Raw genomic sequence first — 21,089 nt, 5'->3', positions numbered from 1 at the left:
AATGAGTGGTTGAAAGATTAACGTGGAAAAAGCTGGCCTGGGAGCTGGCTTTTTTTTACACCCCTTGGGTGATAGTGGGGTGGATATTCGGTTATATGCCGTGGTTGCTTTTGGCTGCCACGGCTTTGCAGCTTGTGTGGCATTTGCATAACCAAGTGCGCTTGTCTTCTTGGTTATGGGATGAAAAACGCCTGACTCCGCCGTCTGGCAGTGGTAACTGGGAGTCTCTCTTTAACGGTCTCTATCGTTTGCAACAGCGTCAACGTCGTAAACGCAAAGAGCTCACCAATCTGATCCGTCGCTTTAGAAACGGTGCCGAATCATTGCCCGATGCCGTCGTAGTATTTCGCGCGGAAGGCAACATTGTTTGGTGTAACCGATTAGCTCAACACCTGTTAGGCTTCCATTGGCCAGAAGATTCCGGTCAACCTATCTCGAACCTGATTCGAACTCCAGATTTCATCAAGTACCTCAATAAAAAAGATTTCTCTGAACCGCTAGAAATGCGCTCGCCGTTGAATGTCGAACGTATGTTAGAACTGCGTATCGTGCCTTACACTGAAGGTGAACACCTGATGGTGGTGCGTGACGTGAGCCAACTTAAGCAACTTGAAGGAATGCGTCGTAACTTCTTCGCTAACGTTTCTCATGAGCTACGCACTCCGATGACCGTACTACAAGGTTATCTGGAGATGACGGAAGACCCAGACATGATCGTCGGCCCTATGTGGACTAAAGCGCATGGGGTGATGACGGAGCAGCTTAACCGCATGAACAGCTTAGTGAATCAACTTCTTACCTTATCTAAGATTGAAGCCGCGCCGATGCATGAGTTGGAAGATGTCGTTAATGTGCCAGCAATGCTTGAAGTATTAGAGAAAGAAGCGATCAGCTTAAGTGGTGATGACCAACATAAACTCACGTTTGATGTCGATACTAGCCTTCGCGTGCTTGGAGATGATGACCAATTGCGCAGCGCGATCTCCAACCTTGTTTACAACGCAGTGAAGTACACTCCTCCGGGAGCCAATATTCATGTTCGTTGGTATCAAACCGCACAAGGTGCGTGCCTTGAAGTTGAAGACAGTGGTGATGGCATTGAGCCACAACACTTGCATCGACTGACTGAGCGTTTCTACCGAGTTGATAAAGCACGTTCACGCGATACGGGTGGCAGTGGTTTAGGATTGGCAATTGTGAAACATGCGTTGAGCCATCATGACTCACACCTGGAAATTCAAAGTGAAGTCGGTGTAGGAAGCAAGTTCTCGTTCGTACTTCCAAGTCGTTTAGTGGTGAAATAATGGGACGTCGAGTCAGTAAAGCCATCGCTTGTATCGCGCTTATTTGTTCGAGTATGGCGGTTGCTCAAGATAAGCCATTACCGAACTACCATAAAACCACTGGCATTGTTGGTAATTTGCTTTCGGTAGGCTCAGACACTTTGGCAGGGATGACCACACTTTGGGTGGAAGAGTTTAAATCCATTTACCCAAACATCAACGCGCAAGTTCAAGCTTCAGGCTCGTCAACGGCGCCACCTGCTTTAACAGAGCAAACGGCGCAGTTTGGCCCAATGAGCCGCCCGATGCGTTTGAAAGAAATCGAGGCGTTCGAGCGACAGCATGGTTACAAACCTACAGCGTTGCGCGTTGCTATTGATGCTATTGGTATTTTTGTGCATCAAGACAATCCCATTCAAGGTTTGAACTTTAATCAATTGGACGCGATGTTTTCCGCTACGTTGCGTTGTGGAGAAAGTCAGTTCATCACTAACTGGCAGCAATTAGGTTTAAAAGCCGAATGGGCGAAGCGCAACTTGCAGTTGTTTGGGCGTAACTCTGTGTCCGGGACGTATGGTTACTTCAAAAGCAATGCGCTGTGTGGCGGTGACTTCAAAACCCGAGTGAATGAACAACCGGGCTCGGCTTCTGTGGTGCAATCTGTGGCATCGACCATCAGCGGAGTTGGTTATTCTGGCGTTGGTTATCGAGTGGCTGGCGTAAGGTTGGTTCCCATAGCTAAACGCGGGGTTAACTATGTTAGCCCGACTCGCACGAATATTGTCTCAGGTAAGTACCCACTATCACGCTACCTTTATGTGTACGTGAACAAGCATCCTGATTACCCGTTATCTCCAATAGAAGCCGAGTTTATTCGTTTTATGTTCTCTGCTCAGGGACAAGCGTTAGTCGAAAAAGATGGCTATGTACCGATCACTGCAGATTTCGCAGCGGAAGAGTTAAAAAAAGTCGGCCTTTAAGCCGACTTTTTATTGTACCGAAAACTAAAAAGTGAGTGTCCACCTCGCACTTGCCCATCTATCTTGTTCTTCCAGCAAATCGGCATGCAGCAACTTATTATTATCTAACCATGCTTCATCGGTACAAGTGAGCATCCATTCATCGCCTTTGATCGATAAAGTGATGTCAGGTAGTGGGTCGTCGTTGCGTTGCCCATTAAGGACTATGGACAGACGAAGAATCTTAATCAGGCTTAACACATCACTTTGTTTGTAGAGGTTGAACTCTGGTAACTCATTGAGCCTTAGCGCTTTGCGTTGAAAGCGTGCAAGCGTCGCCAAGACGAGTTGTTGCTCACGGTTAAAACCTTGCAGGGTTGAATGCAGAAGAATATAAAACGAGTGGCGATGGAAGCTGCGTAGGTTGATGCTTAGCCCAACTTCATGCAGCAGAGCGGCCCATTCTAATAAATCAAACAGTTCGCTTTTCTTTTTAATCCCAAGCTCAGAATGTACTTGTTCAAGCATCTCGCGTGCGTGACCTTTTACGCGTGCAGCGTGCTCGAGATCCACACGATGTTTTTGTGCTAGGTTTTCCGTGGTACGCATGCGAATGTCAGAGCGAGCAAACCGCTCTTCCATTTCATATAACAAGCCTTCTCTCAATGCTCCATCAGAGAAAAACATCTGGTCGATTTTTAGTGCCTGAAAAATCGCAGCTAAAATCGCCACACCAGCGGCAAATACCGGTTTACGTTCATCGGTCAAGCCAGTCAACTGAATATCATCAATTGACGCGAACTCGTTTAAAGTATCAATGAGCTTACTCAGACGCTTTGCTGTGATTAGACCGTCTTCAAAGCCCAGCCCAATCAATACTTCTTGAATCGCTTTGATGGTGCCTGATGAGCCGAGTGCAATATCCCAACCTTTCTTGCGGTATTTGGTCGCGATGGACTCTAGCTTTTGTTCGGCAGCGAGCATGGCTTTGCTAAAGTTTTTGCTCGATAACTTGCCATTTTTGAAGTACTGCTGTGTAAAGCTGACGCAACCCATCTGTTTGCTATTAAGCAGTTCTGGCTCGAACTCTTGTCCGATGATCATCTCGGTGCTGCCACCGCCAATATCGACCACCAGTTTAGAATTAGATTCCACTTGAGTGTGTGCGACACCCAAGTAAATTAGGCGCGCTTCTTCCTCTCCCGGAATAATCTCTATCGGGAACGGCATGACTGCTTTTGCACGTTGGATAAACAAATGCGCGTTTTTCGCTCTTCTTAGCGTGTGTGTAGCAGCGATGCGCACATTGGATTCCTCAAAGCCTTGCAGCCTCTCTGCGAACATCGCAAGACACTCCAACGCTCGCTCCATGGAGGCGTGACTTAAATTCAATTCACTGTCTAGGCCAGAGGCTAAACGAACCCTCTGTTTATGGCGACTGATGAGCTGTAGGTCGCTGCCGACCACTTTCGCCACCACCATGTGGAAGCTATTAGAGCCGAGATCGATCGCGGCAATATAGCGTTCATCTTGTTCAAGTATCTGAGACATCTGACTTTTGTCTTCTCGTTTGCTTTTCTATATTTTTAAGATAGTCGTAGATGGCAACTTGTGAGCGAACTTTTTTACGGTTTCCGCGCGGTACATAGCTATTGCTCATCTCTTTGTCTATCAAACGTGCCTTTACTGTATCGGTAAAGTGGATGTTAGTTATATCAATAATTCTCTGTTTCAAACGTGGATCACGAACAGGAGCGGCAACTTCGATACGATGATCGATGTTTCGTGTCATCCAATCGGCAGATGAAATGTAGACTTGAGGATCCCCATCATTGTGCGTGATCACTACGCGTGGGTGTTCCAAAAAGCGATCAACGATACTGATGATTCGAATGTTTTCGCTGACGCCTTCAATTCCAGGAACCAACGCACACATGCCTCGGATGATCATGTTGATCTTTACCCCCGCGTTGCTTGCTGCGTAAAGACGGGTGACGATGCCTTTATCTACGAGGTTGTTGACCTTTATGGTTAATCCTGCCTTTTTGCCCGCCTTTGCATTGGCGATTTCATTGTCAATCAGGCGGTAAATTTGGGTGCGCGAATTACGCGGAGAAACCATCAAGTGATTGAACTTCACTGGGCGATAAGGGTTCTCAATGTATCCAAACACGTTGCGCACTTCATTGGTGATTTCTTGGTCTGCGGTGAGCAGCGAAAAGTCGGTATAGATTCGAGCGGTTTTTTCGTGGAAGTTGCCCGTGCCAATGTGCGCGTAGCGAATAATATCGTCACCTTCACGGCGACTGATCATCAATAACTTTGAGTGAATCTTTAAACCGGGCGCACCAAAGATGACGTGCACGCCAGCTTCAGTCAGAACTTTTGACCATTCAATATTTGCTTCTTCATCAAATCGCGCCTGCAGCTCAACGACTACAGTAACGTTTTTGCCGTTATGCACTGCATCAATCAAAGAGTTCATCAAGCGAGAGTCTTTGGCTACACGGTAGATATTAATTTTGATGCTGAGCACTTTCGGGTCAAAGGAGGCCTGGCGAACCAATTCACCAATATGGTCAAAGGTGTGATAAGGGTAGTAGAGCAGAATGTCTTTGGCTTTGATGGCTTCGAAACTGTTGGCGTAACCTTCAAAGTCTGCACACTTCATTGGTGGCATTGGTTTGTTTTCGAGGTATTCTCGCCCGACGTTTGGAAAAGCGATGAAATCTTTGAAGTTGTGGTAGCGTCCACCTGGAATTAGGTTGTCGTAATTGGAAATTCTTAGTTTGCTGCACAAGAAGTCGAGCATCTCTTGCGGCATTTCACGCTCATACACAAAGCGTACTGGCATGGCGGTTAAACGTTGGTTTACGCCTGCTGACATTTGCTCTAGCAAGCTGTATTCGATTTCATTACGCAAGTCGTACTCTGCATCACGCGTCATTTTCATCGCGTAGCCTGCGAGCTCATCATAATCGAAAAAGCCTTTAAATAGCTCGTCTAAACAGTATCGGATGATGTTATCAAGCAAGATGATGGTCTTACGGCGTTTGCCTTTTTGCTCTGGCACCATCACGAAGCGTGGCAGGTGGTCGGTTGGAATTTCGATGAGAGCGTATTGAGAGTGGTCTTCTTTGCGCAGTTCGACGGCGATGTAAGCGTATTCGTCTTTGAGGAATTGCAGCACGTCGATTTCATCTTTCATCAACAAAGGCGTGATATGTGGCATGACTTCTTTGCGGAAGTATTTGGTGATCCACTTTTCCTGCGCTTCATCGAGTTGATGCTCATTGACCAAGAAAATGCGACGCCGTGCCATTTCTCTAATTAATTCACTGTAAAGTTCGTCGAATTGTTCGTTAAGCTTAAGGGCTTTGGCTTGCATCTTACTCAACAGACGCTTGGAGTTGTCACTCCCTCCTCGCTCTTGGTTGATCAAAATACGACGTTTCACATCAGCGAAGCGCACTTTGTAGAATTCGTCGAGGTTGTTGGAAAAGATCCCAAGAAAACGAATACGCTCGATCAACGGAACGGTTTTGTCGGCCGCTTCTTGTAACACTCGTTCATTGAAAGATAACCAACTAAGCTCTTTTTCTATATATAGTTTTTCTGCGCTCATAACCTTACCTAGCCTAAAGTGAAGTAATCGTACTGATCATGGGGATAAACAGACGAGTGAAAACATTATGAGATTTTTGTTACAGATATATTTCATACCACGCATTGCATAAGAGTTGTATTCTTTTCAGGTGTTTAATGTGATCTGTAATATAATTGTCATCTTAACGACATATTCTAGTACTAAGTCAAAAAAGGTAGAGAGATACATGGCCCAAGCCGAGTTTTCATTGCAGGAAAAAGATAAGAAACGGCTGATTAAAGATCGTTTAGTTCGACTTGCAGTGACATCTGGTGGAGTGGGTGTGCTCGCTGCCCTTATTCTGATCTTCGTCTACCTTGCGATGGTGATCATTCCTCTGTTTTCTGATGCAGAGATCAAACCTAATCACGCGACTCGAACCACGCAAGTAGGCATGCCTCTGGCCATTTCTGTCGATGACTATTCACAACTTGCTTTCGTTTTAACGCAAAGTGGTGAGATTCAATATTTATCGATGGACGCACCTGACAAGCCCGCCATTTATACTCAACAGTTAGCGACTAATCCGGTATCTTTTTCTCAATCGGCTCCTGGCCTTGGTTGGTATGGATTAGTGGATGAACAAGGTCTAGCTCATATCTTCAAGCCAGAATTCAACGCGACGTTGAGAGAAAATACTCGCCCGCCAGAAGTGGTGGCGCTGTCGACGGATATGAATTTGACGCTCACCGACGCGCAAGATCCTGTGACTCAATTTGCCTTCAATGCGTCAACACAAACTCCAACTATTGTTTGGCAGACTCGCAGCGGGAAAGTCAAAGCGCGTTGGCAAGAAAAGTCTGCGCTAGGCGTCGCTCCAACCACGATAGATTTTTCCTTTTCTGCGGGCTTTGACGCTCCCCAACAGATGCTCTTAACACCGGATGGTGAAACGCTTTATTTGCGTGATGGTTCGGAGTTAATTGTTCTGACCAAAGCCGCTCAAAAGTTTACGGTGCGCGAAGTTATCGATCTTACTCAAGGGGATAAAAAGCATTCTGTAAGAACGATTGATTTGCTTGCGGGCGCATATTCCCTGTTGGTGACGCACAATGATGGTCGCGTTTCGCAATGGTTTGATACTTTGCAAAATGATAAGCGAACCTTAACTCATATTCGTGACTTCAAATTAGCGTCTGAACTTAAATACTTATTGCCGGATTCACACCGCAAAGGATTCTACAGTTTCTACACCAACGGTACGCTTCAGAGTCATTACACGACCAGTGAAAAACTGGTGTTGTTTAAGCGAGCTTATAAACAAGCGCCTGCGATGGCGGCAATGTCGAACAATGAACGCTATCTGATTACTTGGAATGATGACTCGTTAAAGGTGGCGGAGGTCGATAACTCTTACCCTGAAGTCTCGCTTTCTTCACTGTGGCAGAAAGTGTGGTACGAAGGCTATCCAGAGCCTGAATTTGTATGGCAATCTACATCGGCCAGCGATAACTTTGAAGCCAAATTTAGCTTGGTGCCGATTGCGTTCGGCACGATAAAAGCGGCTATGTTTGCGATGCTGTTTTCAGTGCCTTTGGCGGTGCTAGGCGCTATTTATACGGCGTATTTTATGTCGCCACGCATGCGTCGAGTAGTTAAGCCGTCCATTGAATTGATGGAAGCACTGCCGACCGTCATCATCGGTTTCCTTGCCGGGTTATGGTTTGCTCCGATAGTCGAAGACCATCTGATTACTGTCGTGGTGATGTTGTTTGTGTTGCCATTGAGCACCATGGTCATGGGGGGCTTGTGGGCTCTGATACCTCAATCTCTGCGTAATCGTCTACCTAATGGATGGCATGCGCTGGTTCTTATGCCAGTGATTTTACTGTTGATTGGTATCGGAGTTTGGATTTCTCCAAGTATTGAACAAACCTTCTTTGGTGGCGACATGCGTTTGTTTTTGACCAATCACGGGATTGGTTTTGATCAGCGTAATTCTTTGGTGGTTGGCCTTGCGATGGGCTTTGCCGTGATTCCTACCATTTTTACCATTGCGGAAGATGCCATTTTCTCTGTACCAAAGCACTTGTCTGATGGATCGTTAGCGCTTGGGGCCACTCCTTGGCAAACCTTGATTTACGTCGTGCTACTTACGGCCAGCCCAGGTATTTTCTCCGCCATTATGATGGGGCTTGGACGTGCAGTTGGTGAGACGATGATTGTCTTGATGGCGACTGGCAACACGCCGTTGATGGACTGGAACATTTTAGAAGGACTTCGCAGCTTATCGGCAACCATTGCGGTGGAGTTGCCAGAGTCAGAGGTTGGCAGTTCGCATTATCGTTTGTTGTTCCTCGCTGCGTTGATTTTGTTTGTCTTCACCTTTGCTGTGAACGCGCTGGCAGAGTTGGTACGTCAAAGATTGAGAGATAAATACCGTGCGTTGTAGTTTAGAACAGGAAAAAGAGCGAGTTACTGAATGTTAAATTGGATTCGTTCTGGCGCACCGTGGATATGGCTAACAGGCGGTGCGGTCAGCATTAGTCTGTTATCGGTGTTAGGGTTATTGCTCCTCATTGGTTGGAAAGGGTTAACCTATTTCTGGCCTGTGCCATTGTATCAATGGAACGTAACGTCGTTGACACCGGTGCAAGGTGAAGTGCTGCATGAAAACACCATTTTGATTGGCCAGATTTACGAGCGCAGCTTTGTTCCGAGAAGCTATCTTCCAGTGGATGCCGTCAAGAAGTTAGACGAAGATGAGGATTTCGCGACTCGATTGAACATCAAAATTGCGAATCGCGAGTTATATCCGGCCGATTTTATTTCCGTATTGCAGATGCAGCTGGATGAGCCAACTACACCCAAAGAGTGGGCGGTGATTGAGCGCAGCAGTGGTGGATACTTTTTTGGTAAGCTGGTGGCGTTTCAAGATGGCGACAAGCTCTATCAAACTGATATCCAAACGGTGTTGAACAAAAAACTTGATGACGCAGAAACGCTGCGCCACGAGATTGATTCTTTGGTCGTCGACCAACTGAAAGACCTGGGTTGGAAGCTTGAGCAATTGCGTTTAGACAAGCGTAAACATGAGCTCAACAACACCGTAACGGAGGATTTTTTAGCGCAGAACTTGCAACAAAAAGAGCAAGTGGAACAAGAGCTGGCGAAGTTGGACTTACAACTGGATGGCTTGCGTTTACAGCTTTCTGGCTATGCACTAATTGTTGAGGACATGACGGGTTCTCATGTTTCGATTCCCCTTGAAGATATTTTGGACTACTGGTACCCAAACCAAATGTCGTTACCTGACAAAGTGATGCATTGGGGTAAACAGGTCTGGAAATTCTTATCCGAAGACCCAAGAGAATCGAACTCTGAGGGCGGCGTTTTTCCTGCAATATTCGGAACCGTTTTCTTGGTGCTTATCATGTCGATTATCGTGATGCCGCTTGGGGTGGTTGCTGCGATTTACTTGCATGAATACGCGAAGAACAACGCACTTACGCGAATTATTCGAATTGCGGTCATCAATTTGGCGGGGGTTCCTTCGATCGTGTATGGCGTGTTCGGGTTGGGTTTCTTTGTCTATACCATCGGAGCCTCCATCGATAACGTGTTTTATGCCGAGCGATTACCAGCGCCAACTTTTGGTACGCCGGGTTTGTTGTGGTCGGCTTTGACGCTAGCAGTATTAACACTGCCCGTGGTTATTGTTACGACAGAGGAAGGCTTAACACGTATTCCGAGCTCAGTACGCCACGGTTCTTTGGCGCTTGGCGCGACGCAATTTGAAACGTTGTGGCGCGTGGTATTACCAATGGCAACGCCTGCGATTATCACTGGTTTGATTCTGGCGATTGCGCGTGCCGCAGGGGAAGTCGCGCCACTAATGCTAGTGGGGGTTGTGAAATTGGCGTCCAGTTTGCCTGTTGATGGTCAGTTCCCTTACGTGCATTTGGACAGAAAGTTCATGCACTTAGGTTTTCATATTTACGACGTTGGATTTCAAACCTCCAACATTGAAGCGGCGCGCCCGCTGGTGTATGCCACTTCCTTCTTACTCGTTACCGTGATTGTCGGACTAAACTTAACAGCAATCAGCATTCGCAATAATTTACGAGAAAAATACAGAACGTTAGGACAAGATTAAGTATGTTTAATTTCGATAATACATTAGGTTATGAGCCACCACTGGACGTCCATAACTTAACGGATGAACAAACGGCGATCTCGATAGAGAACCTTAATCTTTTCTACGGTCAAGCGCAGGCATTACACGATATTTCGATGCGTATCCCAAAAGGGCGAGTGACAGCATTTATCGGCCCGTCTGGTTGTGGTAAATCGACATTGTTGCGCTGTATCAATCGTATGAACGACTTGGTGGAAGGATGTAAAGTCACCGGAAAAGTTCGTTTGCACGGTAAGAACGTCTATCACCCGAATGTCGATGTAGCAACGCTTAGGCGTCGCGTTGGAATGGTTTTTCAGCGTCCCAACCCATTTCCTAAGTCGATTTATGAGAATGTGGTTTATGGCTTACGCTTACAAGGTGTTAAGAACAGTCGCACATTAGATGATGCGGTTGAACGCTCGCTTCGCTCTGCTGCGTTGTGGGATGAAGTGAAAGATAGATTGCACGAAAACGCATTTGGACTTTCGGGTGGTCAGCAGCAACGTTTAGTTATTGCGCGTGCTGTAGCAATTGAACCAGAAGTGCTGCTATTGGATGAGCCAACATCGGCACTGGATCCAATATCAACTTTAACTATTGAAGAACTTATCAACGAGCTTAAGACTCAATATACTGTCGTGATCGTTACCCACAACATGCAGCAAGCCGCGCGAGTGAGTGACCATACCGCATTCATTCACATGGGTAAGTTGATTGAATACTCCGACGCAGACTCAATCTTCACATCGCCAATGAAGAAACAGACAGAAGACTACATTACTGGTCGATACGGCTAAGGCTCGACCAAACACGGAATAAGGAAAATCATGCACTTTGGACGTCATATTTCAGGACAATTTAACGTAGAGCTAGAATCGATTCGTACTCATGTGTTAACCATGGGTGGCTTGGTGGAACAGCAGCTTTCGTATGCTATTCAAGCCTTGCATAAAGAAGACATTGAGCTCGCGCGAAAGGTTGTGCGTGACGATCATAAAGTGAATGCAATGGAAGTATCGATTGATGACGCGTGTACTCGCATCATCGCCAAACGTCAGCCGACTGCGAAAGATTTGCGTCTGATTATGGCGATCATCAAGACCATTACTGATCTTGAACGCATTGGGGATGTCGCGACACGCATTGCTTATGTCGCTATCGAAAGCCCGTCATCGAAAGAACGCCAATTCCAAGTTTCATTAGAACCTCTCTGCCGTCAGGCGATTCAAATGTTGCATCAGGTTTTGGATGCATTCGCTCGTATGGATGTTGAAGCCGCAGCAGAGGTTCACAAACTCGATGATAAGCTGGATGCCGAATACGAAGCGGTGATCCGTCAGCTCATGACTTACATGATGGAAGACCCAAAAAATATTCCGCATATTCTTCAGGTGATGTGGTCTGCTCGCGCTATTGAACGAGTAGGGGATCGTTGCCAAAACATTTGTGAATACATTATTTACTTTGTGAAAGGTAAGGACGTTCGTCACCTTGGTGATCAAAGCATTGATGATGTGTTGAAGTAACGCTTCATGTAAATGAAAAAGACCAGCGAACGCTGGTCTTTTGGATCTTAGAATCCGAGATCAGTACTTATCCGGCACAAACGTTTGATCGTCTATTGGCGCTCTGACGTAGCCCTCTTTATTGATCTCTGGTAACTCAATTGGTGGGTACTTTAGCGCTTTGTATTCAATTTGACTGAGTAGATGACTAATGCAATTTAAGCGCGCTTTTTGTTTTGAATCTGAAGGTACAACCCACCAAGGACAGTTTTTGGTGTCGGTGTAAGCGAACATCTTGTCTTTTGCTTCAGAATACTCAGCCCAGCGGTGTCGAGATTCTAGATCCATCGGGCTGAACTTCCAGCGCTTTATCGGCGTGTTGATTCGCCCTAAGAAGCGTTTTTCCTGCTCCTCGTCGGATACCGAAAACCAGTACTTGAGCAAAATAATGCCTGAGCGTTGCAGCATTCTCTCGAATTCAGGGCAAGAGCGTAGAAATTCTTCATATTCATCTGGCGTACAAAAGCCCATGACTTTTTCGACGCCTGCGCGGTTATACCAACTGCGGTCAAACAAGACGATTTCACCGGCGGATGGCAGGTGCGCGACATAACGTTGAAAGTACCATTGTGTCTTTTCTTTTTCAGTCGGTGCGGGCAATGCCACTACGCGGCAAACTCGGTGATTTAACTTTTCCGTAATTCTCTTAATTACGCCGCCTTTGCCTGCGGCATCACGGCCTTCAAACAGAACGACGACTTTTAGTCCTTTGTGTTTAACCCATTCTTGCAGCTTTACCAATTCGACCTGCAGCTTTTTAAGCTCTTGTTCGTATTCCTTTTTCTTTAGCTTAGACATTATTCGTTCCTCACTCCTTGATGCTCAATATGTTAGCACTCAACGTAGAAAGTGGGGATTTCGATTGTGTTATTTGAGAGCTGCTGCGACGTTGGCGATGGCTTGAGTACTGGTAATAGGAATCGCAAAATCATCGACATCTGAAGCGCCCATTTTGCTTTGTTCAGCAATAAAGGTCATTTGGCTAGGGCGTGTGGTCTTGCCTGAAAGATGGACTTCTTGCACGTTCGTGTTTTTGACTAAATGACGGACGTTGTCTGCATTCACTCCCGCCCCGGCCATGATCGCAATGCGCCCTTGGGCTTGTTCCACAAGAGATTTAAGTACGCTCTCGCCTGCTGGTGCAGATGGAGCGAGGCCTGAAGTCAGAATACGTTCGCAACCTAAATGGATGATATCTTCCAACGCTTGTTCTGCATTGCGACACTGATCAAACGCACGATGAAACGTGATGCCAAGACCCAGAGCTTGTGCAAATTCGCACAATGCGGTGGCAAACGGCATGTGGATATCACCTTCTTGTGTCAGTACGCCAAGCACCACTCCATCTAAACCAGATTGATGGGCGGCTTCGATGTCCCAGCGCATCATATCTAGCTCTTCTTCGTTATAGAAAAAGTCGCCTTGGCGTGGACGAATCATGGCATACACAGGCACAGAAGATTGTTTGGCCGCTTGCTGCATAAAACCGAAGCTTGGCGTTAAGCCACCCAATGCGAGAGATGAGCAAAGCTCAATACGAGTTGCGCCACCAGCAATGGCGTAATGAAGAGATTCAATATTATCAATACAGACTTCTAGATGAGTAACCACTTTGATTCATCCTACTAACGTTACAGTAAGTGTTATGGCTAAGATATTAGCAGGGCCAACAGGCAGAATCTGTATGATGTCGATGGGAAATAGAGGTAAAGTTTTCGCCTAGGTGTTACCTCATTTGAGCACATTTATTGAAGATAAAAGAAAGCCCAGAGCATATACTCTGGGCTTCGATAGGACTTTACTTAGACTGATTGGCGTTTGCGGTTTTCCCGCTATAGCTTTTTGCTTTATATATACATCCAACCATCACACCCGTTGAGCTTGGGTGAAGGTCTATTATTTTTTGCCTAGGTCAGCTGCGTGCTCAGATAGGAACGCTGCAACACCTTTTGGAGATGCGTCCATACCTGCTTTGCCTTCTTCCCATTGTGCAGGACATACTTCGCCGTGCTTCTGGTGGAAGTTTAGAGCATCAACCATACGTAGCATTTCGTCGATGTTACGGCCTAGAGGTAGGTCGTTAACTACTTGGTGACGTACAACGCCTTCTTCGTCGATTAGGAAAGAACCACGGAAAGCAACGCCTGCTTCTGGGTGCTCAACGTCGTAAGCTTTACAGATTTCGTGCTTAACGTCAGCAACTAGTGGGTACTTAACTTGACCGATACCGCCATCTTCGATAGCAGTGTTACGCCATGCGTTGTGAGAGAACTGAGAGTCGATAGAAACACCGATAACTTCAACACCTTTAGCTTGGAAATCAGCTAGACGGTTGTCGAATGCAATTAGCTCTGATGGGCAAACGAAAGTGAAATCTAGTGGGTAGAAGAAAACTACTGCTTTCTTACCTTTAGTGAACTCTGCAAAGTTGAAGTTTTCAACGATTTCACCGTTACCTAGAACAGCTGCTGCAGTAAAATCAGGGGCTTGACGACCTACTAGTACCATTTTTTTGCTCCTAAAAAGTATGGTTAGTTCCAAACCAAATACAGTAATGTCGGTTTGGTCCGTGTTTGTTCGAGACAAACTATAGTACAGATTGTAGTATTGAAAAAAGCGAAATAAATAGATTGAGTTAATCGAAAAAAGCGATAACAACAAAACTATTAACTCGATCACTGGAACAGCGGTAGATACAAATACAATTATGAATAAATGGCCCAGTCTGAAGCAGTTACATTATTTAGTGACACTGCATGAAACTCGACATTTTAGCGAGGCAGCAGAACGCTGCTTTGTCAGTCAATCAACGTTAAGTAAAGGGATTCAGAATCTTGAAGAGTTGATCGGTTGTCCGCTTTACGAAAAGAAAGACAAGAAAAGCCCGTTGGTTTTTACCCAGACCGGAGAAATGGTCGTAAAGCAAGGTCGAGAGCTATTGGCCAAAGGACAAGATTTAGTAGAACTTGGCCGATTATGTCAGGGCGATGATATGAAAGGCCAGTTGAAGGTTGGGTGTATTCCGACGATTGCACCGTTCTTATTGTGTGACCTCGTCCAAGAGGTGAATTATCGATTCCCTCAGCTAAACCTTCTATTAAGAGAAGACACCACCACCAATTTGTTGCAAGCGCTGCGTCATGGTGAGTTAGATGTACTGATCTTAGCGTTGCCAGTTGAAATCGATGGTATGGAGAGTCGCGTCGTCGGCAAAGATCCGTTCCGTATGGTGATCAGTGCAAACCAAGTCGATTCGATTCCTGTACCGATCCGTTATGACGATCTGCCGGATGAGTCGGTGTTCCTATTAGAGAAAGAGCATTGTTTAACTGAACATGCAGTTTCCGCTTGTAAGCTGACCGATAAAGAGAAAATTAACCCGTTTACGGCAACCAGCTTACATACCTTGGTGCAGATGGTCGCGAACGGCTTAGGTACCACTTTTATTCCTCAAATGGCAATCGAACACGGCTTGTTACACAACCAAAATTTGGTGGTGATCGACCCTCCTGGCCAGCAAGCGTATCGCGAAATTGGTTTGGTTTGGCGCCCTAGTTCATCAAGAACAAACACTTTTAACCAACTTGCAGATGTGGTTTCCGAACTGCTTTAGCTATTAGTATTAGCCTTTACTTCCTCACTATTTCTCTAAAAGCGCACTGGAAACGGTGCGCTTTCTAGTATTTTATTCTGTCGGTGAACTTTGACTTGTAAAATTTCACAGCTTTATTTTCGTGAAGCTTTCATAAAATTGTGAAATTTCACAATGTTAATTTTACACAATTGGCTGCGCATTGTGTTTAACCTCCGTTTAAATTCCTTACGCTAGACCTTATGAGTACAAGGTTTTCTCGCTTGCCTCTATATTCATACACCTGTTTTAAATCATATTTCATTGCAAAATTTAATGTAATTTAATTACGTAATAACTTACAAATTAGCATCCAAAATCAGTGCTTTGTTTGGTGCCGAATAAAACTTCGAATTTTGTGTTTTGTTTGTCTAGGGGGTTTCGTTAAACCCTTTGTTGATATAGCTTATTTAAAGGCTGCTAAGACTTATGTCTAGATTGAAAAAGCACTCAGGCTTAAGCAATCTATGAACACGGCCACACAGATTGAACACAAAGTTAAAGGATGTATTTTGTTGTTCATAACTTACAAATGTAGCTTTACGCTGACTGCCCAAGATAGATAAAGCACGTTAAGGATGAATGATTATGCTTGCTCAGACAGAACAAAAAACACCACCATCACAGCAAACCCAAGGCATGCTTGAGGTGACTGGAGCACTTGCTCCGGAGCATCAAGCTATTTTCCCTGTTGAAGCCCAAACCTTTTTATCTCTGCTGTGTGAAAAATTTGCTGGGCGTGTTGAAGAGTTGTTGGAAGCGAGAGAAGAAAAGCAAGCACGCATCGACGCTGGGGAGTTGCCAGACTTCCTGCCTGACTCACAAGATATTCGTGAAGGTAGCTGGAAGATCTTAGGTATTCCTCAGGATCTACAAGATCGCCGTGTTGAGATTACAGGCCCAACGGATCGCAAAATGGTGATCAACGCTTTGAATGCAAATGTAAAAGTATTCATGGCGGATTTCGAAGACTCTATGTCGCCAGCTTGGGACAAGGTTCTCGATGGTCAAGTTAACTTGCGAGATGCCGTTAATGGCAACATTAGCTACACCAACCCTAGCAATGGCAAGCATTATCAGCTGGTGGACGACCCAGCGGTGTTGATCTGCCGTGTTCGCGGCCTTCACTTAAAAGAAAAACACGTGACGTGGCACGGTCAGATCATTCCAGGCGCGCTTTTTGATTTTGCACTGTATTTCTACAATAACCACAAAGCATTGCTTCAAAAAGGCAGCGGTCCATATTTCTATCTTCCTAAATTGCAGTCTCATCATGAGGCGAAGTGGTGGAGTGAAGTGTTCCATTTCACAGAAGAATATTTTGGTTTAGAGACTGGCACGATCAAAGCGACCGTGCTGATCGAAACGTTACCAGCTGTGTTTGAGATGGATGAGATTTTGTTCTCACTTAAAGAGCACATCGTAGGGCTGAATTGTGGTCGTTGGGATTACATTTTCAGTTACATCAAAACATTGAAGAAACACCCAGATCGTGTTCTGCCGGATCGCCAAGTCGTCACCATGGACAAACCATTTTTGAACGCCTATTCGCGTTTGTTGGTTCGTACTTGTCACAAGCGTGGTGCTTTCGCGATGGGAGGAATGGCCGCCTTTATTCCCGCGAAAGACCCGCAAGAAAACCAGAAAGTGTTGGATAAAATTCACAATGATAAATCACTTGAGGCGAATAACGGTCACGACGGTACGTGGGTTGCTCACCCGGGTCTAGCTGATACTGCTATGGAAGTATTCAGTGCGGCACTTGGAGAGCGAACAAATCAACTAGATGTTAGTCGCTCCGAAGATGCGCCAATTACCGCAGCCGAGTTGCTAGAACCGTGTGACGGTGAACGTACAGAAGAAGGCATGCGCCACAACATTCGCGTTGCGCTGCAATACATCGAAGCTTGGATTTCTGGAAACGGCTGTGTACCAATCTACGGATTAATGGAAGATGCTGCGACTGCTGAGATTTCTCGCGCCTCAATCTGGCAATGGATTCAGCACGGTAAGTCACTCGACAATGGTCAACAGGTGACAAAAGCACTGTTCGAAACCTACTTGCAAGAAGAAGTGGAAGTAGTGAAACAAGAAGTGGGCGAAGAACGTTATCAAGCCGGGCGTTTTGAAGAAGCCGCACAATTGATGGCGAAGCTAACAACTAGCGATGAGCTAACCAACTTCTTAACCGTCCCTGGTTATGACTATCTGGACTAAGAATTCTTAACTGTAATACCAATAACGTGAAAACTTTCGAGGCAGATAGGGATGTACTGCCTGAGAACGGAAACTCAACGCACAAACAAAAGTGCAAATAATAAAGAGGGATAGACCAATGACATTGACTCGCCGCCAACAAATTGAAGCTCTGGAAAAAGACTGGGCAACGAATCCACGCTGGAAAAACGTAAAGCGTACGTATACTGCAGAAGAAGTCGTAGAACTGCGTGGCTCGATGGTACCAGCAAATACAATCGCACAACGTGGAGCTGATAAGCTGTGGTCACTGGTCAACGGCAGTGCGAAAAAAGGTTATGTAAACTGTCTTGGTGCACTGACAGGTGGTCAAGCCGTACAACAAGCGAAAGCGGGTATCGAAGCGATTTACCTATCAGGCTGGCAGGTAGCGGCAGATAACAACACTGCATCGACTATGTACCCGGATCAGTCGCTATACCCAGTGGACTCAGTGCCTTCAGTGGTTAAGCGCATCAACAACTCTTTCCGTCGTGCTGACCAAATTCAGTGGGCGAATGGCAAGTCTCCTGAAGATGAAGGTGGTATTGATTACTTCCTACCAATCGTAGCGGACGCAGAGGCGGGCTTTGGTGGCGTGCTAAACGCATATGAACTGATGAAGTCGATGATCGAAGCCGGTGCCGCTGGTGTTCACTTTGAAGACCAACTCGCTTCGGTTAAAAAATGTGGTCACATGGGCGGTAAAGTACTGGTTCCGACTCAAGAAGCGGTACAAAAACTGGTAGCTGCGCGTCTTGCTGCAGACGTTTCTGGCACAACAACGCTAGTTATTGCACGTACTGATGCGAACGCGGCAGATCTGCTAACTTCAGATTGCGACCCATACGATAAAGACTTTATTGAAGGTGAGCGTACTCAAGAAGGCTTCTACCGTGTACGTGCAGGTATCGACCAAGCGATTTCTCGTGGTTTGGCTTACGCACCATATGCAGACTTGATTTGGTGTGAAACTGCGACGCCGTGTCTAGAAGAGGCGCGTAAGTTCGCAGAAGCGATTCACGCTGAGTACCCAGATCAGCTGCTGGCATACAACTGTTCGCCATCGTTCAACTGGGAGAAAAATCTCGATGCAGAAACCATTGCGAAGTTCCAGCAAGAGCTTTCAGACATGGGCTACAAGTACCAGTTCATCACGCTAGCGGGTATCCACAACATGTGGTTTAACATGTTTGAATTGGCACACGCTTATGCGCAAGGTGAAGGTATGCGTCATTACGTTGAGAAAGTTCAACGTCCTGAATTCCAAGCAGCAGAGAAAGGCTACACCTTTGTGGCTCACCAACAAGAAGTGGGTACAGGTTACTTCGATAGAATGACGAACACCATCCAAGGTGGTAACTCATCTGTCACTGCGCTTACCGGTTCGACCGAAGAAGACCAATTCTAATTGGCACTGCAACACTTCCTTAATCAGCGTCAGTAATGGCATATTTTGAGCGGCATCCCGGCCGCTCTTTTTTCGTCTTTATAACGCTTCTTCATCCGGTTCAATTTCTTCCGGCTCAACCTCTTCTTGCAGTTCAAGTAAGTTGATCGCGATCGTAACGAAGTCCGTGTCAGTAATGATTCCAACCAGATGCCCTTTATGCACGATAGGCAAGCAACCCACTTTATGCTTTTGCATGTAAATGGCGCTCTCTTTTAGACCTGCTCTTGGCTCTGCAGTCATGATGTTAGTGTGCATCATTTCGTAGAGAGGCGTATCGAGGGTAAAAGATTGTTCAGCGTCATCTGGGTGCAAACAGGATTCTTGAGCAGCAAGAATATCACGTTGAGTCACCAAGCCTTGTAAGTGATGATTGGCGTCAACAACCGGAATATGTCGAATATCCAACGCGTCCATCATGCTCTTTGCATCGCGCAAGGTATGCGTGCGTAGCAAGGTATGAGGGTTGCGAGTCATCATGTCTTCAACCTTGATCATAGAGACCTCCAGCGGCATTGTCCTTTCTTTAAATATAGAGAATATTTTGCCGTATATCTGGGAGCCAACTCGTTTTTCATCAATTAAATAGCACAATGCTCTTGCACCTCTTTTTTACTGCGTAATCTGTGTGTTATCGATGTTTTTATTAATTTGAATAAGTCGGTTTGCGTGCGAGTCAGTTGGCATTTTTGATTGATATTGAATGTGTACCCAAGGTAATCCAATGAATTGAATCGCACATTTTTATTCGTTGGATTTTCCAAGATTCGTCTCTCGAAGAAGATACGCTCAGGCTTACCAAATTGAAGACGATTATGTACAAAAAATTATTTGCACTGATGGCTGCTGCAATGAGTGTCCAATCCGCTCAGGCCATCGTTTTGGGCAGTGTGGAGTCAAATCCTGCAGATCGCGTTGCGATTCGAGCCAGTAACATGGCGGAATTTCAAAACTGTGGCGGCACTATGGTCACTGACCAGTGGGTAATGACTGCGGCCCACTGTGTCGTAATGGGGCAAGGTTCGAACGAAGCGAGCTATTACGTTACCCAGCCGGGTGAACTGTCTATCACTGCTCGTGTACATAATCTTCACGATACGAGTATCGACAACTACTACACCGTTTCGCATGTTGTCGTGCATCCAAACTACACTCGCATCTCGAAAGCGGATGTTGACAGCAAGGGGAATGTGAAGCCTATTCAAACGGCGCTCGATAATGACATTGCGCTGCTTTACCTTACTCGCCCAGTTACTGGGGTGAATGTGGCTGACCTCGCCACGAAAGAAGACATGATCAGCATTGAGGCACGATTAGCTGCGGATTGGAACGATAACTACGACACCAACCAGCGAACTGAAAATGTTCAGGTGTATGGATGGGGAACAACAACGCCAATGGCATCGGAGGCTTCTCCTTTGTTACAAACCACTCAGATCGGCTTTCTTCCGATAGACAAGTGTTATGAGCGTCTGGAAATTGGCAATAGCTATCCGGGGTTGATTAACTCTAGAAGCAACGCGACTAAGATCTGTACAGTGCCCACATTCAATAGGATTTTAGAGCCAAGCAGCAGCACTCAATATGGTAACTCTGCTTGTAAAGGGGACAGCGGTGGCCCGCTCCTGGACATTGCGACAGGCAAGCAAATTGGGGTCGTGAGTGGTGGTCCTTTGGTATTGCCGACTTGTGGCTCGCTGACCATTCCAAGTTTTTATACGAAGGTCAGTAACTACTACGATTGGGTTCAGTCTTACATTACTGCCGACACACCACCAAACCGTTACATCACTGAACCAAATTTTATCATCAATGCTAGAGAAGAAGCGGGCAAAGAGTGTCACGATGGTATTGCAACCAATAATTGTGATTTCAAAGGGTCCGATGACGATGGCGGCAGTCTAAATCTCTGGTTGTTGGCTCTGCTTGCTCATTTAGCATGGTGGCGCAGACGCGAAGCTTAATCACGTTAACGATGTTGAAAGAAACGAGCAGCGCACGTCGCTGCTCGTTTTATTGTTAGGTTGGCGCTGTATAAATGACGATGAGTGCGTCGTCAAAATGAATGTCCTTACGCCGTGTAAGAATATTGCCAAGTGATCGCGGATTTTCACGTTTTATTACACTCTTCACCATGGCTTTTACAGCGATATTCTGGGGATTTGCTTGCTATTGCAGCATGTAAACATATACTAGTCTG

Annotated in this window: 16 protein-coding genes; 10 read left to right on the top strand and 6 right to left on the bottom strand. The window is 45.9% G+C overall.

Going from position 1 to position 21,089, the window contains the following annotated elements; genetic code table 11:
- The first annotated feature begins 5 nt into the window (after positions 1–5).
- Both phoR and UF05_RS16480 read left to right on the top strand, forming a co-directional pair.
- A complete protein-coding gene (gene phoR, locus UF05_RS16485) occupies positions 6–1,304 on the top strand; it encodes a phosphate regulon sensor histidine kinase PhoR (RefSeq protein ID WP_025542575.1) in 1,299 nt (432 codons plus the stop codon).
- Positions 1,304–2,263 carry a PstS family phosphate ABC transporter substrate-binding protein gene (locus UF05_RS16480; protein WP_015296276.1) on the top strand — a complete coding sequence of 320 codons (960 nt, stop codon included), beginning with the start codon at positions 1,304–1,306 and terminating at the stop codon, positions 2,261–2,263. Before phoR ends, UF05_RS16480 begins: the two co-directional genes overlap by 1 nt.
- 24 nt (positions 2,264–2,287) lie before the next feature.
- Here the strand turns inward: UF05_RS16480 and ppx are convergent, their stop codons facing one another.
- A complete protein-coding gene (gene ppx / locus UF05_RS16475) occupies positions 2,288–3,793 on the bottom strand; it encodes an exopolyphosphatase (RefSeq protein ID WP_017448858.1) in 1,506 nt (501 codons plus the stop codon).
- The gene (gene ppk1, locus UF05_RS16470) at positions 3,777–5,867 is read right to left on the bottom strand and encodes a polyphosphate kinase 1 (protein ID WP_005460183.1); all 2,091 of its coding nucleotides are present in this window, start codon (positions 5,865–5,867) and stop codon (positions 3,777–3,779) included. Before ppk1 ends, ppx begins: the two co-directional genes overlap by 17 nt.
- 208 nt (positions 5,868–6,075) lie before the next feature.
- Between ppk1 and UF05_RS16465 the strand changes: the two genes are divergently transcribed.
- The 4 genes from UF05_RS16465 to phoU are packed head-to-tail and all read left to right on the top strand — an operon-like array spanning position 6,076 to position 11,534.
- Complete coding sequence (locus tag UF05_RS16465; RefSeq protein ID WP_045545504.1) at positions 6,076–8,280, top strand: ABC transporter permease subunit; 2,205 nt, start codon at positions 6,076–6,078, stop codon at positions 8,278–8,280.
- Between the two features lie 30 nt (positions 8,281–8,310).
- Positions 8,311–9,984, top strand: coding sequence for a phosphate ABC transporter permease PstA (pstA, locus tag UF05_RS16460; RefSeq protein ID WP_045545503.1), 1,674 nt, complete (start codon positions 8,311–8,313; stop codon positions 9,982–9,984).
- A 2-nt stretch (positions 9,985–9,986) separates the two neighbouring features.
- Positions 9,987–10,805 carry a phosphate ABC transporter ATP-binding protein PstB gene (gene pstB / locus UF05_RS16455; protein WP_005460191.1) on the top strand — a complete coding sequence of 273 codons (819 nt, stop codon included), beginning with the start codon at positions 9,987–9,989 and terminating at the stop codon, positions 10,803–10,805.
- 30 nt (positions 10,806–10,835) lie between these two features.
- Positions 10,836–11,534, top strand: a complete 699-nt coding sequence (gene phoU / locus UF05_RS16450; protein WP_005440349.1) for a phosphate signaling complex protein PhoU — start codon at positions 10,836–10,838, stop codon at positions 11,532–11,534.
- Between the two features lie 60 nt (positions 11,535–11,594).
- On the opposite strand, the gene ppk2 is transcribed toward phoU, so the two are convergent.
- From ppk2 to UF05_RS16435, 3 genes are all read right to left on the bottom strand, one after another.
- On the bottom strand, positions 11,595–12,371 hold the full coding sequence (ppk2, locus tag UF05_RS16445) for a polyphosphate kinase 2 (RefSeq protein WP_025624332.1): 777 nt from the start codon (positions 12,369–12,371) through the stop codon (positions 11,595–11,597).
- Between the two features lie 69 nt (positions 12,372–12,440).
- Positions 12,441–13,184, bottom strand: a complete 744-nt coding sequence (locus tag UF05_RS16440) for a copper homeostasis protein CutC (protein ID WP_025500762.1) — start codon at positions 13,182–13,184, stop codon at positions 12,441–12,443.
- Positions 13,185–13,469: 285 nt separating this feature from the next.
- On the bottom strand, positions 13,470–14,081 hold the full coding sequence (locus UF05_RS16435; protein ID WP_005381738.1) for a peroxiredoxin C: 612 nt from the start codon (positions 14,079–14,081) through the stop codon (positions 13,470–13,472).
- Positions 14,082–14,280: 199 nt separating this feature from the next.
- On the opposite strand from UF05_RS16435, the gene UF05_RS16430 reads away from it, so the two are divergent.
- The 3 genes from UF05_RS16430 (at position 14,281) to aceA (ending at position 18,850) form a co-directional block, all read left to right on the top strand.
- Positions 14,281–15,186 (top strand): hydrogen peroxide-inducible genes activator, encoded by a 906-nt coding sequence (locus UF05_RS16430; RefSeq protein ID WP_005460156.1) that lies wholly within the window; start codon positions 14,281–14,283, stop codon positions 15,184–15,186.
- A gap of 606 nt (positions 15,187–15,792) precedes the next feature.
- Positions 15,793–17,421 (top strand): malate synthase A, encoded by a 1,629-nt coding sequence (aceB, locus tag UF05_RS16425; protein ID WP_045545502.1) that lies wholly within the window; start codon positions 15,793–15,795, stop codon positions 17,419–17,421.
- Positions 17,422–17,539: 118 nt separating this feature from the next.
- Positions 17,540–18,850 (top strand): isocitrate lyase, encoded by a 1,311-nt coding sequence (gene aceA / locus UF05_RS16420; RefSeq protein ID WP_005460165.1) that lies wholly within the window; start codon positions 17,540–17,542, stop codon positions 18,848–18,850.
- A 78-nt stretch (positions 18,851–18,928) separates the two neighbouring features.
- On the opposite strand, the gene UF05_RS16415 is transcribed toward aceA, so the two are convergent.
- Positions 18,929–19,387, bottom strand: coding sequence for a CBS domain-containing protein (locus UF05_RS16415; protein ID WP_005460159.1), 459 nt, complete (start codon positions 19,385–19,387; stop codon positions 18,929–18,931).
- Positions 19,388–19,704: 317 nt separating this feature from the next.
- On the opposite strand from UF05_RS16415, the gene UF05_RS16410 reads away from it, so the two are divergent.
- Positions 19,705–20,853, top strand: a complete 1,149-nt coding sequence (locus UF05_RS16410; protein WP_020840130.1) for a S1 family peptidase — start codon at positions 19,705–19,707, stop codon at positions 20,851–20,853.
- The last annotated feature ends 236 nt before the right edge of the window (positions 20,854–21,089 follow it).

It is taken from the genome of Vibrio sp. S457-15 (genome assembly GCF_000960545.1).
Taxonomy (GTDB): Bacteria; Pseudomonadota; Gammaproteobacteria; order Enterobacterales; family Vibrionaceae; genus Vibrio; species Vibrio parahaemolyticus.
The sequence above is the reverse complement of the archived record's forward strand: the minus strand, read 5'-3'. Positions and strand labels throughout refer to the sequence as shown.

Bases quoted from the DNA above. Each gene is read 5' to 3' on its own strand.
- UF05_RS16480 (WP_015296276.1), top strand. From the start codon at position 1,304: ATGGGACGTCGAGTCAGTAAAGCCATCGCTTGTATCGCGCTTATTTGT.
- ppx (WP_017448858.1), bottom strand. From the start codon at position 3,793: ATGTCTCAGATACTTGAACAAGATGAACGCTATATTGCCGCGATCGAT.
- ppk1 (WP_005460183.1), bottom strand. From the start codon at position 5,867: ATGAGCGCAGAAAAACTATATATAGAAAAAGAGCTTAGTTGGTTATCT.
- UF05_RS16465 (WP_045545504.1), top strand. From the start codon at position 6,076: ATGGCCCAAGCCGAGTTTTCATTGCAGGAAAAAGATAAGAAACGGCTG.
- pstA (WP_045545503.1), top strand. From the start codon at position 8,311: ATGTTAAATTGGATTCGTTCTGGCGCACCGTGGATATGGCTAACAGGC.
- pstB (WP_005460191.1), top strand. From the start codon at position 9,987: ATGTTTAATTTCGATAATACATTAGGTTATGAGCCACCACTGGACGTC.
- phoU (WP_005440349.1), top strand. From the start codon at position 10,836: ATGCACTTTGGACGTCATATTTCAGGACAATTTAACGTAGAGCTAGAA.
- ppk2 (WP_025624332.1), bottom strand. From the start codon at position 12,371: ATGTCTAAGCTAAAGAAAAAGGAATACGAACAAGAGCTTAAAAAGCTG.
- UF05_RS16435 (WP_005381738.1), bottom strand. From the start codon at position 14,081: ATGGTACTAGTAGGTCGTCAAGCCCCTGATTTTACTGCAGCAGCTGTT.
- UF05_RS16430 (WP_005460156.1), top strand. From the start codon at position 14,281: ATGAATAAATGGCCCAGTCTGAAGCAGTTACATTATTTAGTGACACTG.
- aceB (WP_045545502.1), top strand. From the start codon at position 15,793: ATGCTTGCTCAGACAGAACAAAAAACACCACCATCACAGCAAACCCAA.
- aceA (WP_005460165.1), top strand. From the start codon at position 17,540: ATGACATTGACTCGCCGCCAACAAATTGAAGCTCTGGAAAAAGACTGG.
- UF05_RS16415 (WP_005460159.1), bottom strand. From the start codon at position 19,387: ATGATCAAGGTTGAAGACATGATGACTCGCAACCCTCATACCTTGCTA.
- UF05_RS16410 (WP_020840130.1), top strand. From the start codon at position 19,705: ATGTACAAAAAATTATTTGCACTGATGGCTGCTGCAATGAGTGTCCAA.